The organism is Bordetella genomosp. 7, assembly GCF_002261415.1.
In the GTDB taxonomy this organism is placed as follows: Bacteria; Pseudomonadota; Gammaproteobacteria; order Burkholderiales; family Burkholderiaceae_B; genus Bordetella_A.
This window is the reverse complement of the sequence record NZ_NEVI01000019.1, coordinates 265758-290465: the sequence shown is the minus strand read 5'-3', so window position 1 is coordinate 290465 and position 24708 is coordinate 265758. Positions and strand designations below refer to the sequence as shown.

The 24708-nt window shown below is 66.0% G+C and carries 25 protein-coding genes; 19 read left to right on the top strand and 6 right to left on the bottom strand.

All coding sequences use genetic code 11. The features are described from left to right. Positions 1-2 precede the first annotated feature (2 nt). From CAL18_RS15750 to CAL18_RS15710, 11 genes are all read left to right on the top strand, one after another. On the top strand, positions 3-272 hold the full coding sequence (locus CAL18_RS15750; protein ID WP_094818265.1) for an EscS/YscS/HrcS family type III secretion system export apparatus protein: 270 nt from the start codon (positions 3-5) through the stop codon (positions 270-272). Between the two features lie 6 nt (positions 273-278). Beyond that, the gene (gene sctT, locus CAL18_RS15745; RefSeq protein WP_094818264.1) at positions 279-1088 is read left to right on the top strand and encodes a type III secretion system export apparatus subunit SctT; all 810 of its coding nucleotides are present in this window, start codon (positions 279-281) and stop codon (positions 1086-1088) included. Between the two features lie 94 nt (positions 1089-1182). Further along, a complete protein-coding gene (locus CAL18_RS15740) occupies positions 1183-4335 on the top strand; it encodes a hypothetical protein (protein ID WP_094818263.1) in 3153 nt (1050 codons plus the stop codon). Between the two features lie 30 nt (positions 4336-4365). Beyond that, positions 4366-5424: an EscU/YscU/HrcU family type III secretion system export apparatus switch protein gene (locus CAL18_RS15735; RefSeq protein ID WP_094818262.1), complete on the top strand. Its 1059-nt coding sequence runs from the start codon at positions 4366-4368 to the stop codon at positions 5422-5424. 150 nt (positions 5425-5574) lie between these two features. Then, complete coding sequence (locus CAL18_RS19760) at positions 5575-5733, top strand: hypothetical protein (protein WP_170940375.1); 159 nt, start codon at positions 5575-5577, stop codon at positions 5731-5733. A gap of 91 nt (positions 5734-5824) precedes the next feature. Next, positions 5825-6769: a SctD/MshK family protein gene (locus CAL18_RS15730; protein WP_094818261.1), complete on the top strand. Its 945-nt coding sequence runs from the start codon at positions 5825-5827 to the stop codon at positions 6767-6769. Positions 6770-6790: 21 nt separating this feature from the next. After that, positions 6791-7168, top strand: coding sequence for a hypothetical protein (locus CAL18_RS15725; protein ID WP_094818260.1), 378 nt, complete (start codon positions 6791-6793; stop codon positions 7166-7168). Next, positions 7165-7593 carry a tetratricopeptide repeat protein gene (locus CAL18_RS19630; protein WP_141217781.1) on the top strand — a complete coding sequence of 143 codons (429 nt, stop codon included), beginning with the start codon at positions 7165-7167 and terminating at the stop codon, positions 7591-7593. The genes CAL18_RS15725 and CAL18_RS19630 overlap by 4 nt, the downstream gene beginning before the upstream one ends. Next, complete coding sequence (gene sctV, locus CAL18_RS15720) at positions 7587-9755, top strand: type III secretion system export apparatus subunit SctV (protein ID WP_141217780.1); 2169 nt, start codon at positions 7587-7589, stop codon at positions 9753-9755. Before CAL18_RS19630 ends, sctV begins: the two co-directional genes overlap by 7 nt. Before the next feature lie 62 nt (positions 9756-9817). Continuing rightward, positions 9818-11182 carry a type II and III secretion system protein family protein gene (locus CAL18_RS15715; RefSeq protein WP_212589942.1) on the top strand — a complete coding sequence of 455 codons (1365 nt, stop codon included), beginning with the start codon at positions 9818-9820 and terminating at the stop codon, positions 11180-11182. After that, positions 11172-11594, top strand: a complete 423-nt coding sequence (locus CAL18_RS15710; protein ID WP_094818258.1) for a CpaD family pilus assembly lipoprotein — start codon at positions 11172-11174, stop codon at positions 11592-11594. The genes CAL18_RS15715 and CAL18_RS15710 overlap by 11 nt, the downstream gene beginning before the upstream one ends. Positions 11595-11618: 24 nt before the next feature. Here CAL18_RS15710 and CAL18_RS15705 read toward each other — a convergent pair whose 3' ends face one another. Continuing rightward, positions 11619-12419: a tetratricopeptide repeat protein gene (locus CAL18_RS15705; protein ID WP_170940374.1), complete on the bottom strand. Its 801-nt coding sequence runs from the start codon at positions 12417-12419 to the stop codon at positions 11619-11621. Positions 12420-12880: 461 nt separating this feature from the next. After that, the gene (locus CAL18_RS15700) at positions 12881-13381 is read right to left on the bottom strand and encodes a type IV toxin-antitoxin system AbiEi family antitoxin domain-containing protein (RefSeq protein WP_349290277.1); all 501 of its coding nucleotides are present in this window, start codon (positions 13379-13381) and stop codon (positions 12881-12883) included. Between the two features lie 519 nt (positions 13382-13900). On the opposite strand from CAL18_RS15700, the gene CAL18_RS15695 reads away from it, so the two are divergent. The 3 genes from CAL18_RS15695 to CAL18_RS15685 all read left to right on the top strand — a co-directional run bounded on the left by CAL18_RS15695 (position 13901) and on the right by CAL18_RS15685 (position 16180). Then, entirely contained in the window at positions 13901-14326 is a 426-nt protein-coding gene (locus tag CAL18_RS15695; protein ID WP_026639000.1) for a helix-turn-helix domain-containing protein, read from the top strand. Then, positions 14326-15576: a type II toxin-antitoxin system HipA family toxin gene (locus tag CAL18_RS15690; RefSeq protein WP_094818256.1), complete on the top strand. Its 1251-nt coding sequence runs from the start codon at positions 14326-14328 to the stop codon at positions 15574-15576. Before CAL18_RS15695 ends, CAL18_RS15690 begins: the two co-directional genes overlap by 1 nt. A 181-nt stretch (positions 15577-15757) precedes the next feature. Next, entirely contained in the window at positions 15758-16180 is a 423-nt protein-coding gene (locus CAL18_RS15685; protein WP_026639002.1) for a cupin domain-containing protein, read from the top strand. A 25-nt stretch (positions 16181-16205) separates the two neighbouring features. On the opposite strand, the gene CAL18_RS15680 is transcribed toward CAL18_RS15685, so the two are convergent. After that, complete coding sequence (locus CAL18_RS15680) at positions 16206-17003, bottom strand: 5'-methylthioadenosine/adenosylhomocysteine nucleosidase (protein WP_249278421.1); 798 nt, start codon at positions 17001-17003, stop codon at positions 16206-16208. Between the two features lie 93 nt (positions 17004-17096). Here CAL18_RS15680 and CAL18_RS15675 point away from each other — a divergent pair, with 93 nt between their 5' ends. The 3 genes from CAL18_RS15675 (at position 17097) to CAL18_RS15665 (ending at position 20531) form a co-directional block, all read left to right on the top strand. After that, entirely contained in the window at positions 17097-17453 is a 357-nt protein-coding gene (locus CAL18_RS15675) for a hypothetical protein (RefSeq protein ID WP_026639004.1), read from the top strand. Between the two features lie 624 nt (positions 17454-18077). After that, complete coding sequence (locus tag CAL18_RS15670; protein ID WP_094818255.1) at positions 18078-19178, top strand: carboxynorspermidine decarboxylase; 1101 nt, start codon at positions 18078-18080, stop codon at positions 19176-19178. Positions 19179-19229: 51 nt separating this feature from the next. Beyond that, complete coding sequence (locus CAL18_RS15665) at positions 19230-20531, top strand: saccharopine dehydrogenase family protein (protein ID WP_094797323.1); 1302 nt, start codon at positions 19230-19232, stop codon at positions 20529-20531. Positions 20532-20552: 21 nt separating this feature from the next. On the opposite strand, the gene CAL18_RS15660 is transcribed toward CAL18_RS15665, so the two are convergent. Both CAL18_RS15660 and argC read right to left on the bottom strand, forming a co-directional pair. Then, on the bottom strand, positions 20553-21092 hold the full coding sequence (locus CAL18_RS15660) for a DUF2306 domain-containing protein (RefSeq protein WP_094797322.1): 540 nt from the start codon (positions 21090-21092) through the stop codon (positions 20553-20555). A 153-nt stretch (positions 21093-21245) separates the two neighbouring features. Continuing rightward, positions 21246-22172 (bottom strand): N-acetyl-gamma-glutamyl-phosphate reductase, encoded by a 927-nt coding sequence (argC, locus tag CAL18_RS15655; RefSeq protein ID WP_026639006.1) that lies wholly within the window; start codon positions 22170-22172, stop codon positions 21246-21248. Positions 22173-22286: 114 nt separating this feature from the next. Here argC and CAL18_RS15650 point away from each other — a divergent pair, with 114 nt between their 5' ends. Beyond that, on the top strand, positions 22287-23198 hold the full coding sequence (locus CAL18_RS15650) for a LysR family transcriptional regulator (RefSeq protein WP_026639007.1): 912 nt from the start codon (positions 22287-22289) through the stop codon (positions 23196-23198). A gap of 39 nt (positions 23199-23237) precedes the next feature. Here CAL18_RS15650 and CAL18_RS15645 read toward each other — a convergent pair whose 3' ends face one another. After that, the gene (locus CAL18_RS15645) at positions 23238-23633 is read right to left on the bottom strand and encodes a RidA family protein (protein ID WP_026639008.1); all 396 of its coding nucleotides are present in this window, start codon (positions 23631-23633) and stop codon (positions 23238-23240) included. A 137-nt stretch (positions 23634-23770) separates the two neighbouring features. Here CAL18_RS15645 and CAL18_RS15640 point away from each other — a divergent pair, with 137 nt between their 5' ends. Beyond that, entirely contained in the window at positions 23771-24694 is a 924-nt protein-coding gene (locus CAL18_RS15640) for a LysR family transcriptional regulator (protein WP_094797320.1), read from the top strand. The last annotated feature ends 14 nt before the right edge of the window (positions 24695-24708 follow it).

Sequence of the window (24708 nt, the reverse complement as noted above, 5' to 3'; positions counted from 1 at the left end):
AAATGAGCGACTCGCTGATCATTTCGCTGATGAACGAGGCTTTGCTCACGGTGCTGCTGCTGTCGGCGCCTGCCTTGCTGGTGGCCATTGTGATCGGCTTTGGCGTGGGCCTGCTGCAGGCGCTCACGCAAATCCAGGACCAGACCCTGCCGCAGGCCGTCAAGCTGGTGGCGGTGCTGGTGCTCCTGATCGTCGCGGTGCCGCTGCTGGCCGGACAGGTGTCCGGCCTGGCCGACCGTGTGCTCGACGGATTCGCGGTATGGACACGGTAAGCCGCCATGGACACGGACTTTCTCACCCAATGGTTCGCACTGGGTTATCCGGCCGTGGCCTCGCTGGCCTTGGGCATGGCGCGAGCCATGGGAATGGTGCTCATCACGCCCGTGTTCAATCGCCTGGGCATGACCGGACTGCTGCGCTCGGCCGTGACGCTTGCCATCGCGGTGCCGGTGGCGCCCGCGCTCCTGCCCTGGATGGCGGGCGCGGACGCCCCGGGCGGCCTCATGCTGGCGGGCCTGCTGATCAAGGAAACGATGGTGGGCCTGGTGCTGGGCGTGATCTTCGGCGTGCCGTTCTGGGCTGCCGAAGCGGCGGGCGAACTCATCGACCTGCAGCGCGGCTCGACCATGTCGCAATTGCTCGATCCGCTGGCGCAAGCGGAGTCCGGCGTGAGCGCCACGCTCCTGATCATCCTGCTGGCGGCGCTGTTCTTCATGTCGGGCGGCTTTCTGCTGATGCTCGAAGGCTTCTACCAGAGCTATGGCCCGTGGCCGGCCGACAGCTACGCGCCGGTGCTGACACCGCCCATGGCCCTGGCGCTGGTGGCCTTGCTCGACCAGGTCATGGGCCTGGCCGTGATGATGGTGGCGCCATTGATGGTGGCGGTGCTGGTGGCCGACATCATGATGGCCTACCTGTCCCGCATGGCGCCCAATCTGCACGTCTTCGATCTTTCCCTGCCGGTGAAGAACCTGATCTTCGCCGTGCTCATGGTGCTGTACCTGGTTTTCCTGGTGCCGCACATGGTCGGCGCCCTGGGCAGCACGCCCGGGCTGACCGAATGGCTGGCCGGGCAGGCGCCGCCCTGACGGCCGCCTGCGCCGGCGATGCCGGCATTCCGTACCCCGAGCGTGCCGGCCCGAGGGCCGGCGCCGTTTTCACCGCAATCTTCGAGAGGACAGTATGAGCACCGTATCCAACGATCCCAAGCTCGATCTCGGCGAATCGCCGCTGGCGTTCATGTTCGAACAGCTCGTCACGCACATCCGCCGCCAGGACGACACGCCGCCCCGCAATGCGGAACCGGGCGAGAAGGCGCCGGCTTTCGAGGAGTACGACCAGATCATGGATCCGAACTCAACGGCCAATGACACGGTGGTGTACCGGGGCCGCGACGGCAAGCAGGTGATCGTGCTGCGCTCGACCAACCCGGCCTTGTACGAGCAGGTCGTGGCCGATTACCACACGATGAAGGCGTTGAAGGAAGCGGGCGACGGCGCCGTCCGCGTGAAGGAAGATGCCGAGCCGCCCGCCATCGCCGAGATCGAGCAGGTCGATACCAGCCGGGCCGGACAGGGAGTCATCGTCTATACCTTGGACGGCAAGCAGCACGTGGTCGCCCGCAGCACCAATCCCGAAGCCTTTGCCGCGGCCGAGCAGGCCGGCAAGGTCTACGAGGGGCACCGCATCGCCACCGACAACGAGAAGTGGCCGCCGGTGCTGGGCACCACGGTCGAGGCGCCGGGCGAGGCGGCGCCGGGCGTCATCCGCTACGAGCACGACGGCAACAAGGTCGCCGTCTCGCAGGAGACCAACCCCAAGCTGTACGAATACCTGGAAGACCTGCACGAGCTGGGCGGAGACGAGGCCGCGATGGAAGCCATCGAGGAAAGCGCCGGCAAGGATGGCAAGATCGCCGACGCCAACACGCCGCAGCCCGGCTTCGACGAGGTCAAGAGCGTGGAGCAGGTGGCCGACGGCGTGCTCAAGGTCGAGCTGGAGGACGGCGGGACGCTGACCGTCAGCAAGACGCTGAATCCGACGCTGTTCGAAGGCCTGACGCAGACCAAGGACGTGAAAGACGCCATCAAGGAGAGCGAGGACGCGGGCTACGAAGTGGCCAAGGACGACCTGAAGATCGAGAACGTCGCGCGTACCGGCCCGCCCGACGAACTGGCGCCCGGCACCGTGCGCATCGAGATCAAGGATGGCGACAAGGTGAAGAAGTACATCGTGGTCGAGGCCCTGACGCCCGAGCTTTACCAGCAGGCCAGCGGCCTGGCGGTGGAGCACCGCACCGACGAGCTGGATGATCTGCGTGGCGAGTACGACTTGCCCAAGCTGGACGAACTGGACGTGGCCAGCATGGAAACCACGGAGAAGGACAAGGACGGCAAGACGCTGAACGTGGGCGAGCTGACGTGGAAGACGCTGGTCGAACAGTGGAAGAGCGACATCGACAGCGGCAAGATCGGCAAGGACGATGATCGCTTCAAGCTGTACATGGCGCTGCGCCTGCAGGCGGCCGGGCAGAACGGCCTGGACATGACGTCGTTGGACATCGGTGTGGGACTGGACCTGCAGAAAGTGACTGCCGAGGACATCAAGCCCATCATCGACGGCGGCAACATCGAGGCCTACATCGAGAAGATGTTCGGCACCGAGGCCGTGCAGAAGGACTTCGCCGAGCACCAGAAGCGCGCCATCGAGTCGGTCGCCGACAAGGACGCGCTCAAGCGCATCGAGGATCGCGCATTCAGCGAAGACTATGTTCGCTACATCGCCGACCTGAAAGAGCAGCGCAAGGATGCGATGGCGCAGGCCGACATCGTGCGCACCTATCAGTCTCTGGCGGCGATCGACCAGGCCAAGGCCGACGAGTTCCTTCAGTCGATCCAGTTCCATTCCACCCTGGTCGATATCGACAAGCTGGTGGGCGATCCGACGCTGGTCAGCGAAGAGAACCAGGCGCTGGCCACCCAGGACGCCACCAAGCTGTTCCTGACTGCGCTCAAGAAGCTCGGCGTCGATCTGCCGCGCCGCACCGTCGAGTCGATCGACAAGTTCGTCAACGAGTTCCTGAAAGACAAGCAGAAGGCCAGCGACTTCAACAAGGCGCTGCAGGAACTGGGCGACAAGTGGAACACCAACGGCTACATCACGCAGAAGGATATCGACGACCTGCTCAAGAACGGCAAGTACAAGGCGCTCGACGAGCTGTCCGACGGCTCCATGAGGGCTACCCTGGCGGAGATGAACAAGATGGGCATGCTCGGGTCGATGGGCGGGCTGATCTCGCTGGCGTCGGGCATCTACCAGGCGGTGGGCAAGGGCGGCACTTTGGCCGACACGCCCGAAGAGCGCCTGGCCATCGCCAAGGACCTGGTGGGATTCTTCGGCGCGTTCCAGCATTTCACGACGCTGGGGGCGAATATCCGGGATATGTTGGTGGCGGGATCGGACAAGGGCAAGGCCCCCGAGGGCACGCCCAAGGCGCCGACGCTGGTCGAGGTGCTGGCGCTGGACAAGAGCTTTCCCGAGATTTTCGGCAAAGGCAAGCCGGCCGGCCCGCGTACCATCGGCACGCATCCGAGCGAGGTGCCCGAGACCTTCGCCCGGATCATCGACGAGGCGCCCGAGGCTGACAAGGACCGCTTGCGCGAGACCTTGAATCTGAGCGAGGACGAGTACAAGAAGATCGAGAAGGGCATCACCGACGGCTATCAGAAGAACTCTGGCATCAAGGGCGCAACGCCGGGCACCCGCGCCGTTTCCAGCGTGCTCAAGGTGATCAACATCGGTGCGGACACGTTCAGCGGCGTGGCCGACATGGTGATCGGCGCCCTGAAGCTGCAGAAGGCCAACGGCGACCCGGTGGCCAAGGCCGAAGGCGCCATCACCATCGCGGCGGGCGGATTCACCACGCTGGGCGGGATCTCGTCCGGGGCCACCTCCGCGGGCCTGACCGCCGCGCGTGCGTTCACGGCGCCGTTGTTCTGGGTCGGGGCCGCGCTGTCGGTGGTGACCATCTTCTTCTCCATCTACTACGACGAGAAGAACCGCAAGGCCATGAACGCCAACAAGGAGGATCTGAACCAGCTGTTCACCTGGGCCGACGGCGAAGGACTGCTGTCGGAGAACGGACTGAAGAAGTACGAGTTCCTGGAGTCCTACATCTACAACTACGGCCAGCGGGATGCGCCCGAGGACCAGAGCATCTTCAGCTACCGCGAGGACGAGGTGAACTACTACCTGGAAGAAGGCTTCCTGGTCGATGAGAGCGACCATCATGATTACGACGGCGATGGCGCCAATCTCGATACCCAGATGGAGTAGCCTGCGGGCATGCGCGCCATGTGCTAGAGCATGAGCGAGAGCAGCAGCGAAGAGAAGTCGCAACCGGGTTCGGCCAAGAAGCTGCGCGATGCGCGGCGCAAGGGCCAGGTCGCCAAAAGCCAGGACTTCGTCACCGCCTTGGTGGTGCTGGCCTGCACGGTGTTCCTGGGTTTTGCGTCCGCGCATGCGGTGGCGCGCGTGCGCGGCCTGCTCGACGCGGCGGCCGGCGCCTATGGCCCGGGCGCGCCGCCCTTCGCGCTGGCATGGCCGCCCCTGGCGGCGCAAGCCATTGAGACGCTGGCCGCCGTGGGCCTGCCCCTGGTCCTGGCGACGGTGGCCGTGGTGTTCGTGGGCAACCTGGCCATTTTGCGCGGCCTGGTGTTCTCGGCCGACCCCGTCAAGCCCGACGTGGACCGCATCAATCCGGCCAGCGGTTTCAAGCGGGTCTTCAGCCTGCGCAACGTCGTCGAATTCCTGAAGTCGTTGTTCAAGCTGCTGGTGCTGGGAGCGGCCTTCGTGCTGGTGTACCGGCACAGCCTGCCCCTGCTGCTGGCCGCCCCGCAGTGCGGCGCCGGCTGTATCTATGCGGCCTTCAAGGTGCTGCTGCATCCTTTGGCGATCACGGCGGTGCTGGCTTTCCTGGCCACGGGCCTGGTCGATCTGCTGATCCAGCACTGGCTGTTCGCGCGCGACATGCGCATGACCCACAGCGAGCAGAAGCGCGAGCGCAAGGATACTGAGGGTTCGCCGCAGATACGCAAGGAGCGGCAGCGCCAGCGCAGCCAGTCGCAGGCGTCGGCGAGCGTGCGCGGCCTTGAGCACGCGTCCCTGATCATCGGCAGCGAGCAGGGATGGGTCGTGGGTGTGCGCTATGCAAGAGGACAGACGAAGGTGCCGGTGATCGTCTTCATCGCGCCGCCGGAGCGGTCCGCGCAGGCCTGGCATGGCGATGCCGCGCAAGGTATCGCGCGCGTGCGTTCCCCCGATCTCGCATCCGCCATCGCACGCAGCACGGTGCCTGGAGAGCCTTTGCCAGAGCGCTTCTTCAGGCAGGTGGCGGATCTTCTCGTGGCAACGCGAGTCATTTAGTAACTCTTCACAACTGTCACTTCCAGGTCATCGCGCGCGACAAGAATGCATGGCGTGCAAGGCAGCGGGAAGTTGTACTGGCAACGCTTGCTGGCTCGCACGGATGGGTCGTGCCGACCTGTGTTTCTTTATCTTTTTCTGGAGAGTTTCATGAGCAACGTTCCTCCCGTCTCCGGCGGTGCCGACGCCGCCATTGCAAAGATGGAAGCGGCCTTTGACAAGGCCATCGAAACCTCGGCCCGCGTGACCGAGATCACCACCGAGAAGAAGGCCGAGCTCGACGCCGCCAAGCAGCGTCCGCAGAACTAAGCCATGAGGGGCCTGCGTCTCGCGCGCGGCCCCTTTTTCTCTTTGTTGTTCCCTCTCTTCCGTCATCCAATGCTTTCGCAAGGTCACTATCGTGCGCAAGGCTGATTCCGCCGCTCCTCTTCCCATTCTCGATGTCCTGAACGGCTCGCAGGCCGGCGCCAGCGCGCCTCTGGGCCCGGGCCGCTGGCAACTGGGCAGTAGCCTGGACTGCGACCTCGTGCTGCGCGACGAGCACGTTGCGCCGTGCCACGCAGTGATCCGCATCGACGGCAAGCATGCCAACGTCGAGGCGCTGGGCCAGCCTGTCGTGGTGCGCGAGGCCGCCCGCCAGGCCGTTCAGTTGCCCAGGGGGACCGGATGCCGCTGCCTGCTGCCCGTGTCGCTGGCATTGGGCGAGACGCAGGTACGCGTCGCCTATCCCCAGGACCGCGCCGAACGGCGCGTGTGGTCGCCGCCTGCTGCGCTGATTATGCTGGCCGCCCCGGCGGCGATGGCGGCGCTGGCTTACGCCGGGTTCTCGGGCGGCGGCACAGACGCCTACGCCTCGCGTCTGCCCAACAAGCTGGACGCCGCGCAATGGCCGCGCACGGCCGCTGAACGCGATCAGGCCGTTTCGCCGAGCGTCGCGGCGGTCGCCGACGCCCCGCAGGCTTCGCCGCTGGCCGCGCTGCAGGCCCGCATCCGGCAAGAGAACCTGCATGGCTTGCAAGTGCATTCGCAGGCGGGCTATGTGCGCGTCTCCGGTGAATTGCCCGAGACCGACATGCCGCGCTGGCGCGCGGTGCAGGCGTGGTTCGACGAGCATTACGGCGCCCGCCGCATCCTGCACAGCACCGTGCAGGCGCAGGCCACGCGGGCGCTCCCCCAGGTGCGCGTGCGCGCGGTGTGGCTGGGCGAGTCGCCCTACCTCATCGATGGCCGCGGCCAGCGCCTGTACCCCGGCGCCGCCTTGTCCGATGGCTGGGTGCTCAAGCGCATCGACGCGAAGGGCATCGTGCTCGCCAGGGGCGGGCGCGAACATACCCTGCAGCTCTGATACGGGTCCCGGCCTGTTCCGATGCGCGTAGATCGTGCCAGTTCAGACCCATGGCGTATCGAAGGCGAGCACGGTACGCAGCGCGCGCGTGAACCCTTCGAGGCCGCACAGGCCGCGCAACCGCGCACGCCGCCACGGCGGCCTGCCCGGGCGGGCCGCGCGCCGCGCGCCGCGGGCGCGCAAGGGGCCGCCGCCAGCGCAGCGGCCGAGACCGCGCTGGCTCAGACGGCCGGCAACGTCGAGATCCTGCAGCATCTGATCGACACCGTGCTGCCCCGGCTGGCCTTGCCCGCGGACGTGCGTGCGCTGGCGGCCGCCTTGCTGTCCGAGGACATGGATCATCACCGCCGCGTCCTGTCGGCCGAGTCCGATCCCGAAGAGGAGGCAAGCCCGGCATGACCGTACCGGCTCCGCAACCGACGCCCGCAAGCGCCGGCGGCCCGGCGGCCGGCGAGATGCCGGCCATGGCGGCGCCGGCGGCGGCCGGGCAGGTCGCGCGCGACGCCCAAAGCCTGCAATGGCTGTGCCGGCGCGCCGCGCTGCTGGCGCGCAGCGGGCAGGCGCGGCGCGGCCTGGTCTACCAGTTGGTGGCTTTCCAGATGCAGCCCGACGACGCCGCGGTGCTGCATGGCCTGGCCGACATCTTCGCGCGTGCCGGCGACGGCGCGCGGGCGCTGGAAGCCGCGCAGCGCCTGGCGCGTCTGCACGGCGAGACCCCCGGCATCGAGCGGCTGCGCGCCCGCGCCTGGCTGGCGCTGGGCGATCGCGAGGCTGCCCGCGACGCGCTGGCGCGCGCCTTGCCAGACGAGGACGATACATGCTGACCTTGATGAACAGTTTGGCGCGCCAGGCCGGGCGCCGCAGCGACGTGATCGTCGCCTCCTTCCTGCTGCTGGCCGTGGCCATGATGATCGTGCCCTTGCCCACGCAGGCGGTCGACGTGCTGGTGAGCCTGAACATCGCCTTCGCCGTGCTGATCCTCGTCGTGGCCTTCTACAGTGCGCGAGCGGTCGATTTTTCGGTGCTGCCGCCGGTCATCCTGCTGAGCACCCTGTTTCGCCTGTCCCTGTCCATCACGACGACGCGGCTGATCCTGAAGGACGCGGACGCGGGACGGATCGTGGCGGCCTTCGGCGAGTTCGTCATCGCCGGCGACGTGGTGGTCGGGCTGGTGGTCTTTCTCATCATCACCGTGGCGCAGTTCGTGGTCATCACCAAGGGCGCTGAACGGGTGGCCGAGGTAGGCGCCCGTTTCTCGCTCGATGCCATGCCCGGCAAGCAGATGAGCATCGACACCGACCTGCGCAACGGCGACATCGACCAGGCCGAGGCGCGGGCGCGCCGTTCGCGGCTCGAGCGCGAAAGCCAGCTCTTCGGCGCCATGGATGGCGCGATGAAGTTCGTCAAGGGCGATGCCATTGCCTGCCTGGTCATCCTGTGCGTGAACCTGCTGGGCGGCATCGTCATCGGCACGCTGCGCCACGGCATGTCCTTCGGCGATGCGGTGGGCACTTATTCCCTGTTGACGGTGGGCGATGGCCTCATCGCGCAACTGCCCGCGCTGCTGACGGCGGTGGCCGCGGGCATCGCGGTGACCCGCGTGGCATCCGACAGGCATCGCGACCTGGGCGCCGAGATCGTCGAGCAGATGGGCAACAATGCCCGGGCCCTGGGATTGACCGCGGCCATGCTGGCGGTGCTGGCCCTGGTGCCGGGTTTTCCGCCGCACGTCTTTCTGGGCATTGCCCTGGTGCCGGGCCTGGCGGCCTATGCCTTGTGGCGGCGGGGCCAACGCCTGCAGGAGCCATCGCAGCAGGCCGAGCCCGCCGAACCGGCCCCGGCGCCTGGCCCGGATGAGGAGGTCGCGGCCGATTCGCTGCCGGCGCGTCCCGCTTCGCAATGGGAAGACGCGCCGCAAGGGCGCCTGATGCTCTGCCTGCATCCCCAGGCGGCGCAGAGGCTGTCCGCCGAGCGCTTGCGCGAGAGCCTGGCCTATGCCAGCGCCAGTGCCCGCGATGCCCTGGGCGTGCCCTTGCCCGATGCCGGCTTCGCCCTGGATACGCGCCTGGACACGCAGGCTTTCGGCATTTCGCTCGATGGCGTGCCGGTGGCCGGCGGCATCCTGCCGGACAGGCACCTCATGTTGCGCGGCGATGCCGCGCCCGCGCAGGCGCTGGCCGTGCCCGGCCGCCGCGGCACGCCGCTGGTGCACCAGGCTCAGCCCCTGTGGGTTCCCGAGGAGCATCGCGACGCGCTGACGCAAGCCGGCGCGCAGTGCGCCACCCCCGAACAGGCCCTGGGCGAATACGTGCACGTCGCCTTGCTGCGCCATGCGCCGGATTTCGTCGGCATCCAGGAAACGCGCGACATGCTCGCCGTGATGGAACACAGCCATGCCGAACTGGTCAAGGAAGCGCTGCGGGTGATGCCGGTGCAGCGCATCGCCGACGTACTGCGCCGCCTGCTGGACGAGCGCGTTTCGGTGCGCAATCTGCGGGCAGTGCTGGAAGCCCTGGTGCAGGCCGGCACCGGCGGCACATCCGACGCCGCGGTGCATGTGCTGAGCGAGCGGGTGAGGGCGGCCCTGGCGCGCCAGCTTTGCCACCAGCATGCCGATGCGCAGCACACCATCGCCGCCTATGTGCTGTCGCGCCCCCTGGAGCTTGCCATCCGCGATGCCTTGAAGCTCGGGGAAGGCAAAGGCCGCGGCCTGCCCGTGGATCTCTCTGCGCAAGTCGTGCGCAGCTTGCAGCCGGCCGTGGCGGCATTGCCCGAGACGGCGCATCCGGTGCTGATGGTGGCCGCCGACATCCGGCGCTACCTGCGCCAGCATCTGTTGCGGCACGACATCGACCTGCCGGTGATGGCGTACTCCGAACTGGTGCGCGGCTACACCTCGCATCCCTTGCTGGTCATCGGCCAGGACGACGAGGGCCAGGTCCCCGAGTCCCTGCCCGGCGGCTCCGCCGCGTTGCAGGCCGCATGAACGCCGGCGCCATGCGTAAGGGCTGCCCATCGTATCGATCCCCTAAGAGTCGGAGGTTCCGCTTGCCGTCTTCTCATCGTCATGCGCTCAGGCTGGCAGCGGCCAGCTCGACGCGCCGTACCGTCATCCTGGCCGGGGCCGGGCTGCTGCTGATGGCCTTACTGTCATTCATCCCCGCGCCTGCCCAGGCAGCGCAGACGGGCCAGGCGGCGCGCCGCGCCGCGCCGCCTGCCATCGACCTGCCGCGCGGCGAAGGCCGCGTGGTGCGTTTCGATACGCCCGTCGCCTCGGTCTTCGTCGCCGACGTGGCGGTGGCCGACATTCAACTGGTCTCGCCGCGCGCGGCATACGTCTATGGCAAGCAGGTCGGCGCAACGCAGCTCATCGCGCTGGACGGCAATGACCGGGAGGTGGCGCACTTGCCCGTTCGCATCGGCACGGGCGCCTCGCGCGGCGGGGCCGCCGTGCGCGAGCAGCCCAACGGCAAGCGAGTGACCGCGCGCGGCCGGGTAGACAGCCTGGATGCGGCGCTGGACGTGCAAAGCGCCCTGTCCGGCCACGCGGATCAGGGCGTGCTGCCGGTGAACGCCACCACGCTGGCCGACTTGCCGCAGATCAATCTGCGCGTGCGTTTCGCCGAGGTGTCGCGCGAAGAGCTGCTGCGCTATGGCGTGAACTGGAGCGCCTTGCTCAGCCGCAGCTCGTTCTCCTTCGGTCTGTCCACGGGCGGTCCCTTGTCCAATGTGGCAGCCGGGGCCGGCAACTTCGTGGTGGGCGGCTTCCAATCGGGCAGCGCAAGCATCGACGTGCTGCTCCAGGCCCTGCAGACCAACGGCGTGCTCGAAGTCCTGGCCGAGCCGAACATCACGACGGTGACGGGGCGCACGGCCAGCTTCCTGGCGGGCGGGGAGATTCCGGTGCCGGTGCCGGTCAACCGTGATCTGGTGGGCATCGACTACAAGCCGTACGGTGTGTCGCTGGTCTTCACCCCAACCCTATTGCCCAACGACCGGATTTCCCTGCAGGTACGACCCGAGGTCAGCACGCTGTCGGCGACCGGCGTGGTCGAGTTCGGCGACATGCAGATTCCGGCGTTCCAGGTGAGGCGGGCCGATACGCAGGTGGAAGTGGGCAGCGGGCAGACCTTCGCCATCGCCGGACTGTTCCAGCGCAGCAGCGCATCGGACGTGCAGAAGCTGCCGATGCTGGGCGACATCCCCATCCTCGGCCAGTTGTTCCGCTCGCAGCGCTTCCTGCGCAACGAGACCGAACTGGTCATCCTCATTACGCCTTATCTGGTGCGTCCGCCCGCCGGCGGCACCGCCGCCACCCCGCTCGATGGCGCATTGGAGAACCCCGCGCGCCTGCTGGCCGACGGCCCCATGGGCCTGCGGCATGCTTCGGACTTCGGATTCTATGTACGCTGATCGTTACGCGAAGCACGGCGCTCGCCGTGCGCTCCTGGCCCTTCTTGCGCTGGCGCTGCTCTCCAGCGCCTGCACGCAGATGGCCACGTCCGGCTACAGTGCGCGGCATGCACCGGTGTCGGCCTGGGATGCTGGCGCGGCCGAGCATGCCGGCCTGGTGCCTCGCGCCTGCCTGGCCGACGATGTGCAAGGCGACGTTGCCCGGCTGCCGCCGGGCTGCGCCAATGCCTTGAACCTGATGCAGATGGTCGAGCGGCCCGCCGACCTGCGGCAAGGCCGGCAAATGGGGCCGGCTTATGGTGCGCCCGCAGCGCAGGCCATCGAGCGATATCTGGGGGTGGAACGCGAAGAAGAGCTGGAAGCCCGTCGACGCGAGCGGCTGGAACGCGAGGCGGCGACGCGCGAGCCGTAAATCATCGCCGGTTGGGGCGCGGCGTCAGCGCGTCGTATCGCCCGGACCGCCCGGCATGATGCCGATGGCGCGCGCGCGCGCCGCGGTATCTTTCAACGCGGCGATGTAGCGTGCGCGGCTGAGCAGGGCTTTGCGCCGGCCTGGCGGCAGATCACCCAGCACCGCCTTGGCCCGCTTGGGCTGGCCGGCCAGCATCAGGATCAGCGCCTGGCGGCGCACATGGTGCGGCTGCGCCAGCGCGGAGGCGGTTACCGCTTCGATCCGGGTCATGGCCGCGGCGTGGTTTCCGTCGAGCGCCTGCGACAAGGCCAGATTGGTCTGCAGGTCCAGGTCTTGCGGCGCCTTGGCCAGGGCTAGTCCGAAGGCTGCCTCGGCTTGCGCCGCATCGCCGTGCATCAAGGCTGCCACCCCCCACAAGTTGTAGCCCTGGGCGCTGTCCACGCGCGGCGCGGCGTCGGCCAGCAGGCCGACGGCACGCTGTGCGCGGCCTTCGCGCAGGGCCGCCGCGCCCAGGCCCAGCAGAGCCTGGGCATCGTCCGGGCGCTGCTCGATGACCTCGCGGAAGGCTTGCGAAGCGCCGGCGGCATCGCCGTTGCGCAAGCGCGCCTGACCCAGGGCTAGCATGAGGTCGGGCGTATGGCCCGACGCTTGCGCGGCGCGTTCATAGAGTACGACGGCAGAGGCGGGATCGCCGCGCTCGCTCAACTCCTTGGCGAGCCTGAGCAGGCGCGAGTCTTCGCTTGCGGGGGTGGGCGGGGTGGAACAGCCGGCAATCAGCGCGGACAGCAAGGCCAGTGACCCGCCGCGCAGGCAGAGAGCGTACAACGCAGGACCTCCAGGACGGCAAACCCTCATTCAAACCGTTCGCCATGACACGCATGTGAACGGCGCGCCGCGGCGTGGTACTGAACGGTGTTGGAATGCAGAGTACAGTTTAGCCCTGTGGCCGCCATGCCGGGTGCATACGATGAGAGGGGCAGTTGCCCTTAGCAGGCCGTTGAAAAATCCCCTGCCGAATGGTCTTCGGCGGCTGATGTCGACGATACGAGTCTTTGCGAAGCGTCCGTGCAGCGATCTCGGCGCTCATGAAGGCCTGTTTCCAGGCCGTTTCGCCCGTTTCGGGCGCACGTATCCCACGGCATCACGCATGATGCGCGTCCCACCAGCCACCGATGCTGCCCGTGCACACCAGATTGTAGGCGGCAATGCACAGTAGCGCCTGGCCCGCGAGCCTTGGCATGGCGCCATAGGTCATCGGCTGAAGCCTTGCGTGTCTTCCAGGCAGCCTACAGCGCCTCAATGGCCATGTCCAGGCCAATCTGGTTGCGGTGCTTGAAGCAGTCCGCCACGGTTTTGGCGGCACTGTAGATCCGCAGTCTGGCGCCATCGCGTTCGTGCTCATCAATGCCCAAGGCATAGGCATCACCCGCCATCTGCACCATCTTGATCGGCGGGTGCCCGATACGTGGGGTGTGGCTGCCACGAGGCATGGCGATCCAAACCTGGCGAGGCAGTTGCGTGGTCAGTTCGTGGAACTGGAGTGCCTCCAGCAAGCAGAACACTGCTTTGGGGACCTTGACTGCAATCGTGGCGAGGTCCTCCTGCTCGGACATGGGGTTGCCTGGCAACCGGTAGAGGCCGCGCCCGATACGCTCCAACTGCCCGGAAGTGGACAGACGTGGCAGCACCACCCGCAGCGCGCCGATGGCGTCCAAGTCGCGGGTGCGCAGGAAGCCCTGCTTGTGGAGTAGGGCAAGAGCGCGCTGGGCATGTGAGGATCTTTCCATCGCCCCAAAGATGTTTCTTGATTTCGTTGATCTTATACATCAAACGATAGAATGAAGCACGTCTGCCTGGAGCGCGCGTTGATGAATGGCCGTGAATGTCAGCAGACAAATGCGGACAGGATCTGGTTGCCGACGCGGTACGCCCGGTACATAATCTGGCCTAATTCCGTGGTGCTCACGGAAGAAATCTTTTATCAGTCAACGATTTGAGTGCGGCGTGATGTTCCCATCACCCGCTCCACTTCAACAATCCAGGGCGTTCCAAGGGCGTTCATAGGGTTGCAAGCCACCGGCACGGCTCGGTCCTCTGCCGAAACCCCATCTGTTCCCACCTGTTCGCCAAGTCCAAGGCTGGCGATTTCAAGCGCATTGACTGCGACTCGCTCGCGATCCCCTGCTGCACTCGTTGGGCGTTGGGCACGATGCCGCCGTGCAACGGCCTGGCCCAGGTTGACTGCCTGTTATTTATGCGCTCAAATATGAGTTCTTATCGACTTATTAAGCTCATATTTGAGCTAAATTATGATGCCAACTTCCGAGCAGAAGCGGTCCGGCGCGCAGGTGGCCATGCCGCAGCCCGTCGCGCGCGCACTGCGCCGCCTGGGGCAAGACATCTCGGCGGCGCGGCGCATGCGCCGCCTGAGCCAGGAAGACCTGGCGCAGCGCATCGGCACGTCCCTGAGCACCGTCAGGCGCATGGAAGATGGCTATCCCGGCACCGCGCTACACACCTTCCTGCGCGCGCTGCACGTGCTGGGCCGGCTCGATGAACTGGCTCGGGCGATGACTCTGGAAAATGATGTGGTCGGCCTGGAACTGGTGCGGGAGCAGTTGCCGCAACGGGTGCGCACCTCGTCCGGCAAGAAGCGCCCGGCGGTTCGCTCGAAGGCAGCGGCCGGCGAAGACGACGCGAACGGGCGCTCCGATGAACTGGAGGGATTCTGATGGCAACGCCTCGGCCCACACGACGTCCGGACCTCGAAGTCCACCTGGGGGCGAGCGGCCAGATCGTGGGGCGCCTGCACCTGGGCAGCGGCAGGCGCAGCGCGTTCAGCTACGACGAAGGCTGGCTGCGGGATGCGCGGTTCTTCACGCTGTCGCCCGATCTCCAGCCGGTGGCCGGCGTGCAGCATCCCCGCCAGGTGTTCTTCCTCGCGCTGGAGGACACCGCGCCGGACGCCTGGGGCGAGCGTGTGATCCGCCGCGCCCATGCGAAGCTGCGGCAGGAAGACCGCGACACGCCTGCCCTGGACCCGGTGGACTTCGTGATGTGGGTGAACGACGAGGCGCGCGTCGGCGCGCTGCGGCTGTTCGATCCGCAGTCTGGCGCCTACCTGCGCACCGGAGGAGCCAACCGGCATGTACCGCCCCTGGTTGAACTGGAGAAGGTGCTCCACGCGGCTCGCGCCCTGGAAGACGGAACGGAAAGCGCACAGGATCTACGCTACCTGCTGGGACAAGGAACTTCGCTGGGTGGCGCCAGGCCGAAGTCCACGGTGCGGGACACCGACGGACGCCTGGCGGTCGGCAAGTTTCCCAGTCAGGCGGACCGGCGGGACGTGATCAGAGGTGAAGTGCTGGCCATGCAACTGGCGGCCAAGGCCGGCATCCGCGTGGCGCCGGCCCGCGTGGAAGTGATCGGCGGCACGGCGGTCGCCGTCATCCGGCGTTTCGACCGCACCGACGATGGCAGCCGCATTCCTTACGTGTCGGCCGCGACGATGCTCCAGACCGATGGTCGCGACGCGACGCATGCCTACACGGAACTGGTCGATGTGCTGCTTCAGTTGGGCGCCCATCCGATCGCCGACATCCATGAGCTGTGGCGGCGGCTGGTCTTCAATTTCCTGATCTGCAATACGGACGACCACCTGCGCAACACCGGCTTCCTGTACGACGCGCGCCAGCGCGGCTGGCGCCTGTCGCCAGCCTTCGACCTGAACCCGATGCCGGGCGACCGGCGCGAGAGCAAGACCTGGCTGACCGAGGGAACGGGTGTCATCGACAGCCGGGACATGCTGATGAGCGCCGCGCCGTATTTCAGGCTGAATGCTGCGCAAGCGCGGGCGATCTGGAACGAAGTGGCCCAGGCCGTGGCGGGCTGGCGGGTGGCGGCCCGAGGCTTGGGCATGCGCGGCACGGACATGTTGGACTTCGAGCCGGCCTTTGCCCAGGAAGGTGGGGCTGGTACATAATCGGCCAAATTCAGTGGCGCACGGAAGAAGTCCTTTATCGATAAGTCTTGCGTGCGGTGTGATGTTCCCATCACGCGCTCCACTTCAGCCTTTCGGCCTATCCCAAGAACGTTGTGTAGTGTTTCTCGCGGCTTCTCGTCACTAGGCTGGCAACCCCGACACCGTCAATAAAGGCTCCACTATGCAAGCCAGCGAAATCATTACCACCCTGGGCATGCAGCAGCACCCGGAAGGCGGCTGGTTTGTCGAGACTTTCCGCGATGCCCGTGGCGACGGGCGTGCGGCTTCGACGGCGATTTATTATCTGCTTGAAGCCGGCGACAGCTCGCATTGGCACCGTGTGCGCGACGCCGCGGAAGTGTGGCATTTCTATGCGGGCGACGCGTTGCTGTTGCGGCTATGGGACGGCAAACACAGCCGTGACATCACGCTCGGCCCAGACCTGGCCCGTGGCGAACGGCCGCAGGCCGTGGTGCCGGCAGGCTGCTGGCAGTCTGCGCGGCCCCTGGGCCGCTATACGCTGGTGGGCTGCACTGTGGCGCCGGGGTTTGAGTTCGCCAGTTTCGAGATGGCGGCTCCCGGCTGGAATCCGCCGGCGGCCTGACTTCCCACGCATTTACGGTATGCGCTTACAAGGGTGCCAACTGCGTGGCCCGGCTTTCCATCAGCCTTGCAAGCACGCCGCAGGTATAGCGCCCCGCCCGGTGTTCCAGGAAATCGGCGAAGTGTTCTTTGGCGCCTGGGTCGGCGTGATCAGAAATGACGCGCATCACGGCGTACGGAACGCCGGATTCGTAGCACACCTGCGCCATGGCGGCGCCTTCCATTTCCACGCAAAGCACCTCCGGCAGCCGGCCATGGATATCGGCGCCGGCGCCGGCGTCGCTGACGAATATATCGCCGGTGGCGATTGCGCCCCGGTGCGCCCGGGGCGTGCGTCCGCCTGCCGCCAGCGGGGCGTCTTCGGCGCAAAGCTCCGCCAGGAAGCCTACTGAATGCGCATGCAGTAACTGGCTTAGTGCCGGATCGGGCGCGAAGTGTGACCGGCCCAGCAGGGGCACTTCGTATCGGGGAAACAATGGCCTGGCGTCCAGGTCGTGCTGCACGAGGCTGCTGGCTACGACGATGTCGCCGATGCCGACCGACGGATGGATGCCGCCCGCCAGGCCCGCGAAGATAACCCCAGTGACGCCGACTCGTTCTATCAGAATGGTGGTCGTCGTGGCTGCGGCCACCTTTCCGATGCGGCTCAGTACCACTACGCACGGCTGCCCCGCGATCTCTCCCAGGTAGAAGTCGCGCATCGCGATGGTTTGTATGGTTACCGTCGGCCCCATGGCTTGCGTCAGGCCTTCCAGTTCTTTGGGCAGGGCCGCCATGATGGCCAGTTTTCCGGCAGGCGCCGTTTGCGGCATATTGTTTTGCATAAGCGTCGTTTCAAGTGGGCGCAGCGCGATTTCACCACGGAAGTATCCGGCCGTCTTGCTTTACCCGGCAGTTGGGCTATTCTTGCCCGCATTATGTACGAGCATGTTTCCGAACGGCTGCTGACGGTTGAGCGCTTTGCATGGCGCCTGTGCAAGCACGCGATGTACGTGCTGGGGTTGCTGGCCTTGTCTGCGGCGCTGGGCGCGGCCGGTTTCATGGCGTTTGAGGGGCATGCCTTCGGTGACGCCATACTGCACGCGCTGCACATACTCAGCGGCTTTGGGTTGATGGAAGTGCCCGGCAGCCTGGCCGGCCGTGTCTTCGCGACCCTGTTCGGGCTATATGCCAGCCTGGTGTTCCTGGCGGCCTTCAGCGTTATTTTTGCGCCGGTGGTTCACCGTATCCTGCATAAACTGCACCTGGAAGCGCAGGATATTGCGCGCGACTGAGCGGTTGGCACGGCAGCGGCGCGCTGCGGGCGGCGGCAAAAATGCGGCATAATACGCAAATATGTGCAAAGTTAGGGCGATTTCACGGAAATTCGCCCGGCTGGACGGTGCGCGATAATTGCATCGATTGACACTTTGAGATAGGCTTCGTGCTTCCCGCGCCGCGAGGCCTTTTGTCTACTGGTTGGGGAGGACGCCATGTCTGCCGACGCCCTCTTCCAATTGGGGATCGTCTCAGTTGCCCTGAACACCTCCCAAACGGAAGAATTTTCCTGTCGCTATCCGCGGCATTCCGTGGTGCACGCCCGCGCTGCGCTATTCAGTAACGCCCATCGCCACACAACTGATTTGCTCCGGCCGCGCATGGCCGGATCGTCGCCAGTATGGCGCCGCCTGGCCCGGCCGATTGAGCCGCATCGCCACAGCTTTCGCGAACGAATGCCGATCTAGCCTGTTGCGCCCGGACGCGTAAACGCACCGGGGCGGCGCCATGGGCCCCGCACCACGCACAGGCGGCAGCTTTTCCCAAGCAATACCCCGGGGCGCCCTATGGCGCCCGCCAGCTTGTTTCCCGAATTGCTTGCGCGCGCCGCAGGCCGCTGAATTTTGCCCGCATAACCGTTGATGATACGTACGCCTTATTACCTTATTGATAAAGCCGCCTTGCAACGCAACCTGCGCACCGCCGCGCAGCTGCGCGAGTGGTCGGGCGCCCAGATATTGCTGGCGCTGAAGTGCTTTGCCACCTGGCCGGTCTTTGACCTGATGCGGGAATACCTGGACGGCACCACCTCGTCATCGCTGAACGAACTTCGGCTGGGCCGCGAGAAGTTCGGCGGCGAGACGCACGCCTACAGCGTGGCATGGCCCGACGCCGACATTCCGCAAGCGGTGACCTACGCGGACAAGATCATCTTCAATTCGATTTCGCAGCTGGAACGCCATCATGCGCAGGCAAAGGGCATTCCGTGCGGCCTGCGGCTCAACCCGTCGATCAGCGCCGCGGCCTACGATCTGGCCGACCCCGCACGATCGTACAGCCGGCTGGGCGAACCCGACCCTGCCCGCGTGGCTTCGGTGATCGACCGCGTCAGCGGATTCATGATTCACAACAACTGCGAAAACCGCGACTTTGCGCGGTTTGACCAGTTGCTGACCCAGACAGAAGAGCGCTTCGGGCATTTGTTCGAACGCGTGGAATGGATAAGCCTGGGCGGCGGCATTCACTTCACGGCGCCGGACTATCCGGTGCAAGAACTGGGCCAGCGGCTGCGGGCGTTTTCCAAGCGTTATGGCGTGCAGGTGTACCTGGAGCCGGGCGAGGCCGTGGTGCAGGATAGCGCGACGCTGGAAGTCACCGTGGTGGATACGCAAGTCAATGGCAAGCAGATCGCCGTAGTCGATGCCGCCACCGAGGCGCACATGCTGGATCTGCTGATCTACCGCCTGGACGCGCGGGTCGAGCCCAATGCAGGCCCGCATCGCTACCTGGTGTGCGGCAACACGTGCCTGGCCGGCGACGTGTTTGGCGAGTTTGATTTCCCCGAGCCGCTGCAGCCGGGCTCGCGCGTGTCGATCCGCGACGCCGCCGGCTACACCATGGTGAAGAAAAACTGGTTCAACGGCGTGCACATGCCTTCCATTGCCATCAAGGAACTGGATGGAACGGTGCGGGTCGTGCGCGAGTTCGGATATCAGGATTACGTCGACAGCCTGGGCGCCTGAGCCCAACGAGCAGCATCCTTTAAATCTTCTGTCGTGAATGGAGCACGAAAGATGAAAAGAAATGTACTCATCATCGGAGCCGGCGGTGTGGCCAGCGTGGTGGCGCACAAGTGTGCGCAGAACAACGCCGCGCTTGGCGATATACACATCGCATCGCGTACCCTGGGCAAGTGCCAGGCCATTGTTGAATCTGTGCATGCCAAGGGCAACCTGCAGCGGCCGGGTACCCTGAAGGCGCATGCCCTGGACGCGCGGGATGTCCAGGCAACGGCCGACCTGATACGCTCGACCAACAGCGAGATCGTGGTCAATGCGGGGTCGGCGTTCATCAATATGTCGGTCATGTCGGCATGCATTGCCACGGGCGCCGCCTATATCGATACCGCCATCCACGAAGAGCCCGACCGGATATGCGAACAGCCTCCGTGGTACGCCAACTACGAGTGGCGCCGCCGCGACGAATGTGCCAAGGCGGGCGTGACCGCCGTGCTGGGCATCGGCTTTGACCCCGGCGTCGTGAACGCATACGCGCGCCTGGCGAAAGACGAGTACTTCGACTCGATCGACTCTATCGACATCATCGATACCAACGCCGGCTCGCACGACCGCTACTTTGCGACGAACTTCGACCCCGAGATCAACTTCCGCGAATTTACGGGCACGGTGTGGTCCTGGCAGGATCGCCAGTGGACGCCCAACAAGATGTTCGAAGTGAAGAAGAACTGGGATCTGCCGGTGGTCGGCAACCAGACTACCTATCTGACGGGGCACGACGAACTGCATTCGTTGTCAGCCCTGATGGACGTGCCCAATATCCGGTTCTGGATGGGGTTCTCCGACCACTACATTAATGTATTCACCGTACTGAACAAGCTCGGCCTGCTGTCCGAGAAGCCCGTGAGCCTGCCTGGCGGCGGCGAGGTCGTGCCGCTGCAGGTAGTCAAGGCAGTGCTGCCCGACCCGTCTTCATTGGCGCCGAGCTATCGCGGCTATACCTGCATCGGCGACCTGGTAAAGGGCACCAAGCACGGCAAGCCGCGCGAAGCTTTCGTATACAACATATGTGACCACGCCGCGTGCTACCGCGAAGTGGGCAGCCAGGCCATCTCGTACACGGCCGGCGTGCCCGCCGCCGCTGCCGCGATGCTCATCGCCAACGGCACCTGGGATGTGCGGCGCATGGTCAACGTGGAAGAACTGCCGCCGCTGCCGCTCCTGGGCCTGATGGAGCGCATGGGGCTGAGCACGCGGGTAACGGATGAGCACGGCGACCGTTCGGTGTTCGCCGATGTGGAAACGGCCGAGCCCGAAAGCCAGTTCGCCGATCTGGGCGGCCGAGCCGTACTCGCGTAAGGCCAACGGACGCCGCAGCGCCTACAGGCGGCGCTGCGGCGCATGCGCCGGTTTGCCCAGCCGCCTGATCAGTGCCGGCGCGTGGCGCCAACCGCTGACGACGATGACCGCACCGATGATAAGCGTCCACATCAGCGTTGCGGACATGGAAGCGTCGGACGCGGGCGGCCCGAATACAACCGCGTACATGATGCGTCCGGGCAGGAACGTGAAGAACCCGGCCAGCAGCAATGCGTTGAAAAAAGCGGTTTTCATCAGGTGGGCGTGGCGCGTCACGTTGCGCTTGCGGATGGCCTGATAGGCGCGAACCAGCAGAAACAGCGTCACGACCGAAAGAATGTGGATGGGGCTCCAGTCGCCCCAGGTGCGCAGTTCGTGTATGAAAAAAGACGACAGCACCGTCACCAGCATCACGGCCAGCCAGCAGCGGCCCGTCCAGCGATGCCATGCATCGCCCTTTTTGCGCAGCAATACGATGGCGCCCAGCGCAACCGCGGCGATGGCTGCCCAGGCGTGCACCTGGATGACCGGCGCCGCCGAAGTCAGGGGTTCCAGGCTCATTTTTTTCTCGCTATCGGAACGTGGGGCGGCGGTTGGGCAGGCGGAAGCGCTTCAGGCGCAGGGCCAGATAGGGTGAAAGAGGCGGCGGACACGTCCGGCGCCCGCGCGCGCCAGGAATTTATACACCGGCGCGGCGCGCGGGTATAGACTCGATTATTGCGCCAGCATCAGTTCCAGGTTCTGCACGGCAGCGCCCGAGGCGCCTTTGCCCAGGTTGTCGAATACCGCGGAAAGCAGCACCTGGCCGTGACGTTCATTGACGAATACGCCCAGCTGTATGTCGTTGGTGCCGTTCAGGGCCTGGGGATCCAGGTGCGTCATGGCGCGGGTTTGCGCCAATGGCAGCACCTGCACGTGCTGCATGCGGGCGTAGTGTTGTTCAAGGCAGGCGTGCAGGCGCGCGCCGTCGGTGCCGGCTGGCAACAGCCGCAGCTCGATGGGTATGGTCAGCACAATGCCCTGGCGATACGCGCCATACGCGGGCACGAAGAGCGGGCGGTGCGCCAGCGCCGCGTGCAGCGCGATTTCGGGGGTGTGCTTGTGTTCCAGGGCGAGCCCATATACCTGCGACGGCGGCGTGCCTTGCGCCGCAGCCGACTCGTGCGCGTCGATGGCGGCCCGGCCGCCCCCCGAATAGCCGGATATGGCATGAATGGCCAAGGGGTAGTCGCGCGGCAGCAGGCCGGCGGCGACCAGGGGCCGCAGCAGCGCGATGGCGCCGGTGGGGTAGCAGCCCGGGTTGGTGACACGGGGCGCGACGGCGATACGCTGCGCCTGGCCGTGGGCCATTTCCGGAAAGCCGTACACCCAGTCGGCCTGCGTGCGATGCGCAGAGCTGGCGTCGATGACTCGCACCGACGGGTTCCGGATGAAGCCGACCGATTCGCGCGCGGCGGCATCGGGCAGGCACAGGATGGCAATGTCGCAGGCGTTGATGGCCTGGGCGCGGCGCTGCGCGTCCTTGCGTTCGGCCGCCGGCAGCGTAAGCAGCCGCAGGTCGGTGCGACCGCGCAGCCGGTCGTGTATCTGCAGGCCGGTGGTGCCCTGGTCGCCGTCGATGAAAACGATGGGAGTGGTCATGATGCGCTTGCCCCGATGCGGTGTAGTCTGCAGGGATCATCGGCCACCCGCTAGAATAAGAAAAGTTGAATTTCCTGACGACTCAAGTCAGGTTTTGCAAAGTAAAAGGACGGCATGCGAGAAATCAGCCTGGACCGCTTGCGTACTCTGGTGGCGATCGCCGACCTGGGCTCCTTTGCGGCGGCCGCGCAACACCTGCATCTTGCGCCGCCCACGGTCAGCCTGCACATTGCCGAACTGGAACGCCGGCTGGGCGCGCCGCTGCTGACTCGCCAGCGCGGCAACGTGCGGCCGTCGGCGGTGGGCGAAATGCTGGTAGAGCGCGCGCGCCGCCTGCTGGCCGAAGTTGAAGCCACGCTGGACGACGTCGGGCGACAGGTGCAGGGGCTGGCCGGGCGCGTGCGCCTGGGCGCATCCACCGGCGCCATCGCGCACTTGCTGCCCCATGCGCTGGAACGCCTGCGCGCGCAGCATCCTGATATTGACGTGCAGATCGCAGTACTGACGTCGCAGGAAACCCTGACGCGTCTGTCGCAGGGCAAGCTGGACATCGGCCTGGTGGCATTGCCGCAGGCGCCGGTGGCGGGCCTGGCGATACGGCCATGGCGCCGCGATCCCGTGCTGGCATTTCTGCCGGCCCACTGGCAGCCCCCGGCGCGGGTAACGCCGGCCTGGCTGGCGCAACGGCCGTTGATCCTGAATGACGCCAGTACGCGCCTGTCGCGCCTGACGGCGGAATGGTTCGCCCAGGGCGGCTGCCGCCCGACGCCGCGCATCGAGCTGAATTACAACGACGCCATCAAAAGCCTGGTGGCGGCCGGCTATGGCGCAACCCTGCTGCCGCACGAAGCGGGCGCGCCGCAGTGGGACGCACGTATTGCCATGCGGCCCCTGCGCCCCGCAGTGTGGCGCGAGCTGGGAATTGCGCACCATGTGCAGCCCGTCGAGCGCGCGACCCGCCATGTATTGAATGCGCTCTGGGAACTCAAGGCGCATGGCCGCGGGGGCAGGCCGGCGGCCGGCTGAACGCCGCGCCCGAGGTATGCGGGCAAGGCGCGCGGTAGCTTATGGCTGAGGCAGCCGGGCGATGACTTTGATCTCGAAGTCAAAGCCATACAGCCAGGTGACACCCACGGCGGTTACGGTGGGGTAGGGCGCGTTGCCCCAATAGTCTTGCACGGTGCGCCAGATGGCGTCGAATTTCGACTCGGGGTCGACCATGAAGACGGTGACGTCCACCACGTCGTCGAATGTTGCGCCTGCTTCGTGCAGGATGGCGTTCAGGTTATGGAATGCCCGCCGTACTTGCTGGTCCAGATCGGGTTCCGGCGAGCCGTCGTCGCGGCTGCCCACCTGGCCGGATACAAACAAGAAGCCGTTCGACTTGATCGCGGGCGAGTAGCGGTTGCGCTCGTAGAGCGCATGGCGGTTGGGGGGGAAGACGACATCGCGGGTTGCCATGGTAGACCTCAGTATCGGCGGTAGGCCGGGTTGGGAAGATGGCAGTCACTGTATCGATCGCCGACGCTCCGATAAACAGGCAAGCTTGCGCTTGACTGTTTGTAGAATGCAAACAATTGTCCGATTTCGGAGGCGTGATGGACCGTATCGACGCGATGCAGGCATTTGTCCGTGTAGTGGAAACGGGCAGCTTCACCAAGGCCGCGCAAACGCTGCACATGAGCAAGACAACCGTAACCCAGCTGATACAGCAGCTGGAAGCGCGCTTGCGGGTGCGGCTGTTGAACCGCACCACCCGCAAAGTCAATGTTACGGCCGACGGCGCCGCGTACTACGAAAGGGTGGTGCGTTTACTGGCGGATATGGACGACGCGGAAACCAGCCTTTCCGGCGCATCCGCCCAGCCGCGCGGACTGCTGCGCATCGACGTACCCAGCCCGTTGGCGCGCATGCTGCTGATACCGGCGTTGCCGCAGTTCTATGCGCGCTATCCCGATATTCAGCTGCACATGGGCGTCAGCGACCGCGTGGTCGACTTGATCGACGAAAATGTGGATTGCGTGCTGCGCGGCGGAGAAATCACCGACCAGTCGCTGGTGGCCCGGCACGTGGGCGACCTGGAGCTGGGCGTGTACGCCGCCCCCGCTTATCTGAAATTGGCTGGGCGGCCCGCGCATCCCCGAGACCTGCAGGACGGCCATCACCGCATCGTGGGCTTTCTGTGGCTGCGTACCCGCAAGGCGCTGCCCTATGCCATGCACCGCGATGGCGAAAGCCTCAGCGTGCATGGGCGCTACGCGCTGGCCGTAGATGACGGCAATGCGTATCTGGCCGCAGGCCTGGCCGGCATGGGGATACTCTGGCTGCCGCACTATATGGCTGCGGACCACGCCGCGCGCGGCGAACTCGTGCGGATTTTCGAAGATTGGCAGCTCGACCCCATGCCCATGTACCTGGCCTATGCGCCCAACCGCCACGTCAGCGCCAAGCTGCGGGTTTTCATGGACTGGGTCATCGATCTGATGACGCGCGCGGCGCCGTTGCGGCGCCGCCCCTTGTAAAGGCGCAGCCGTAT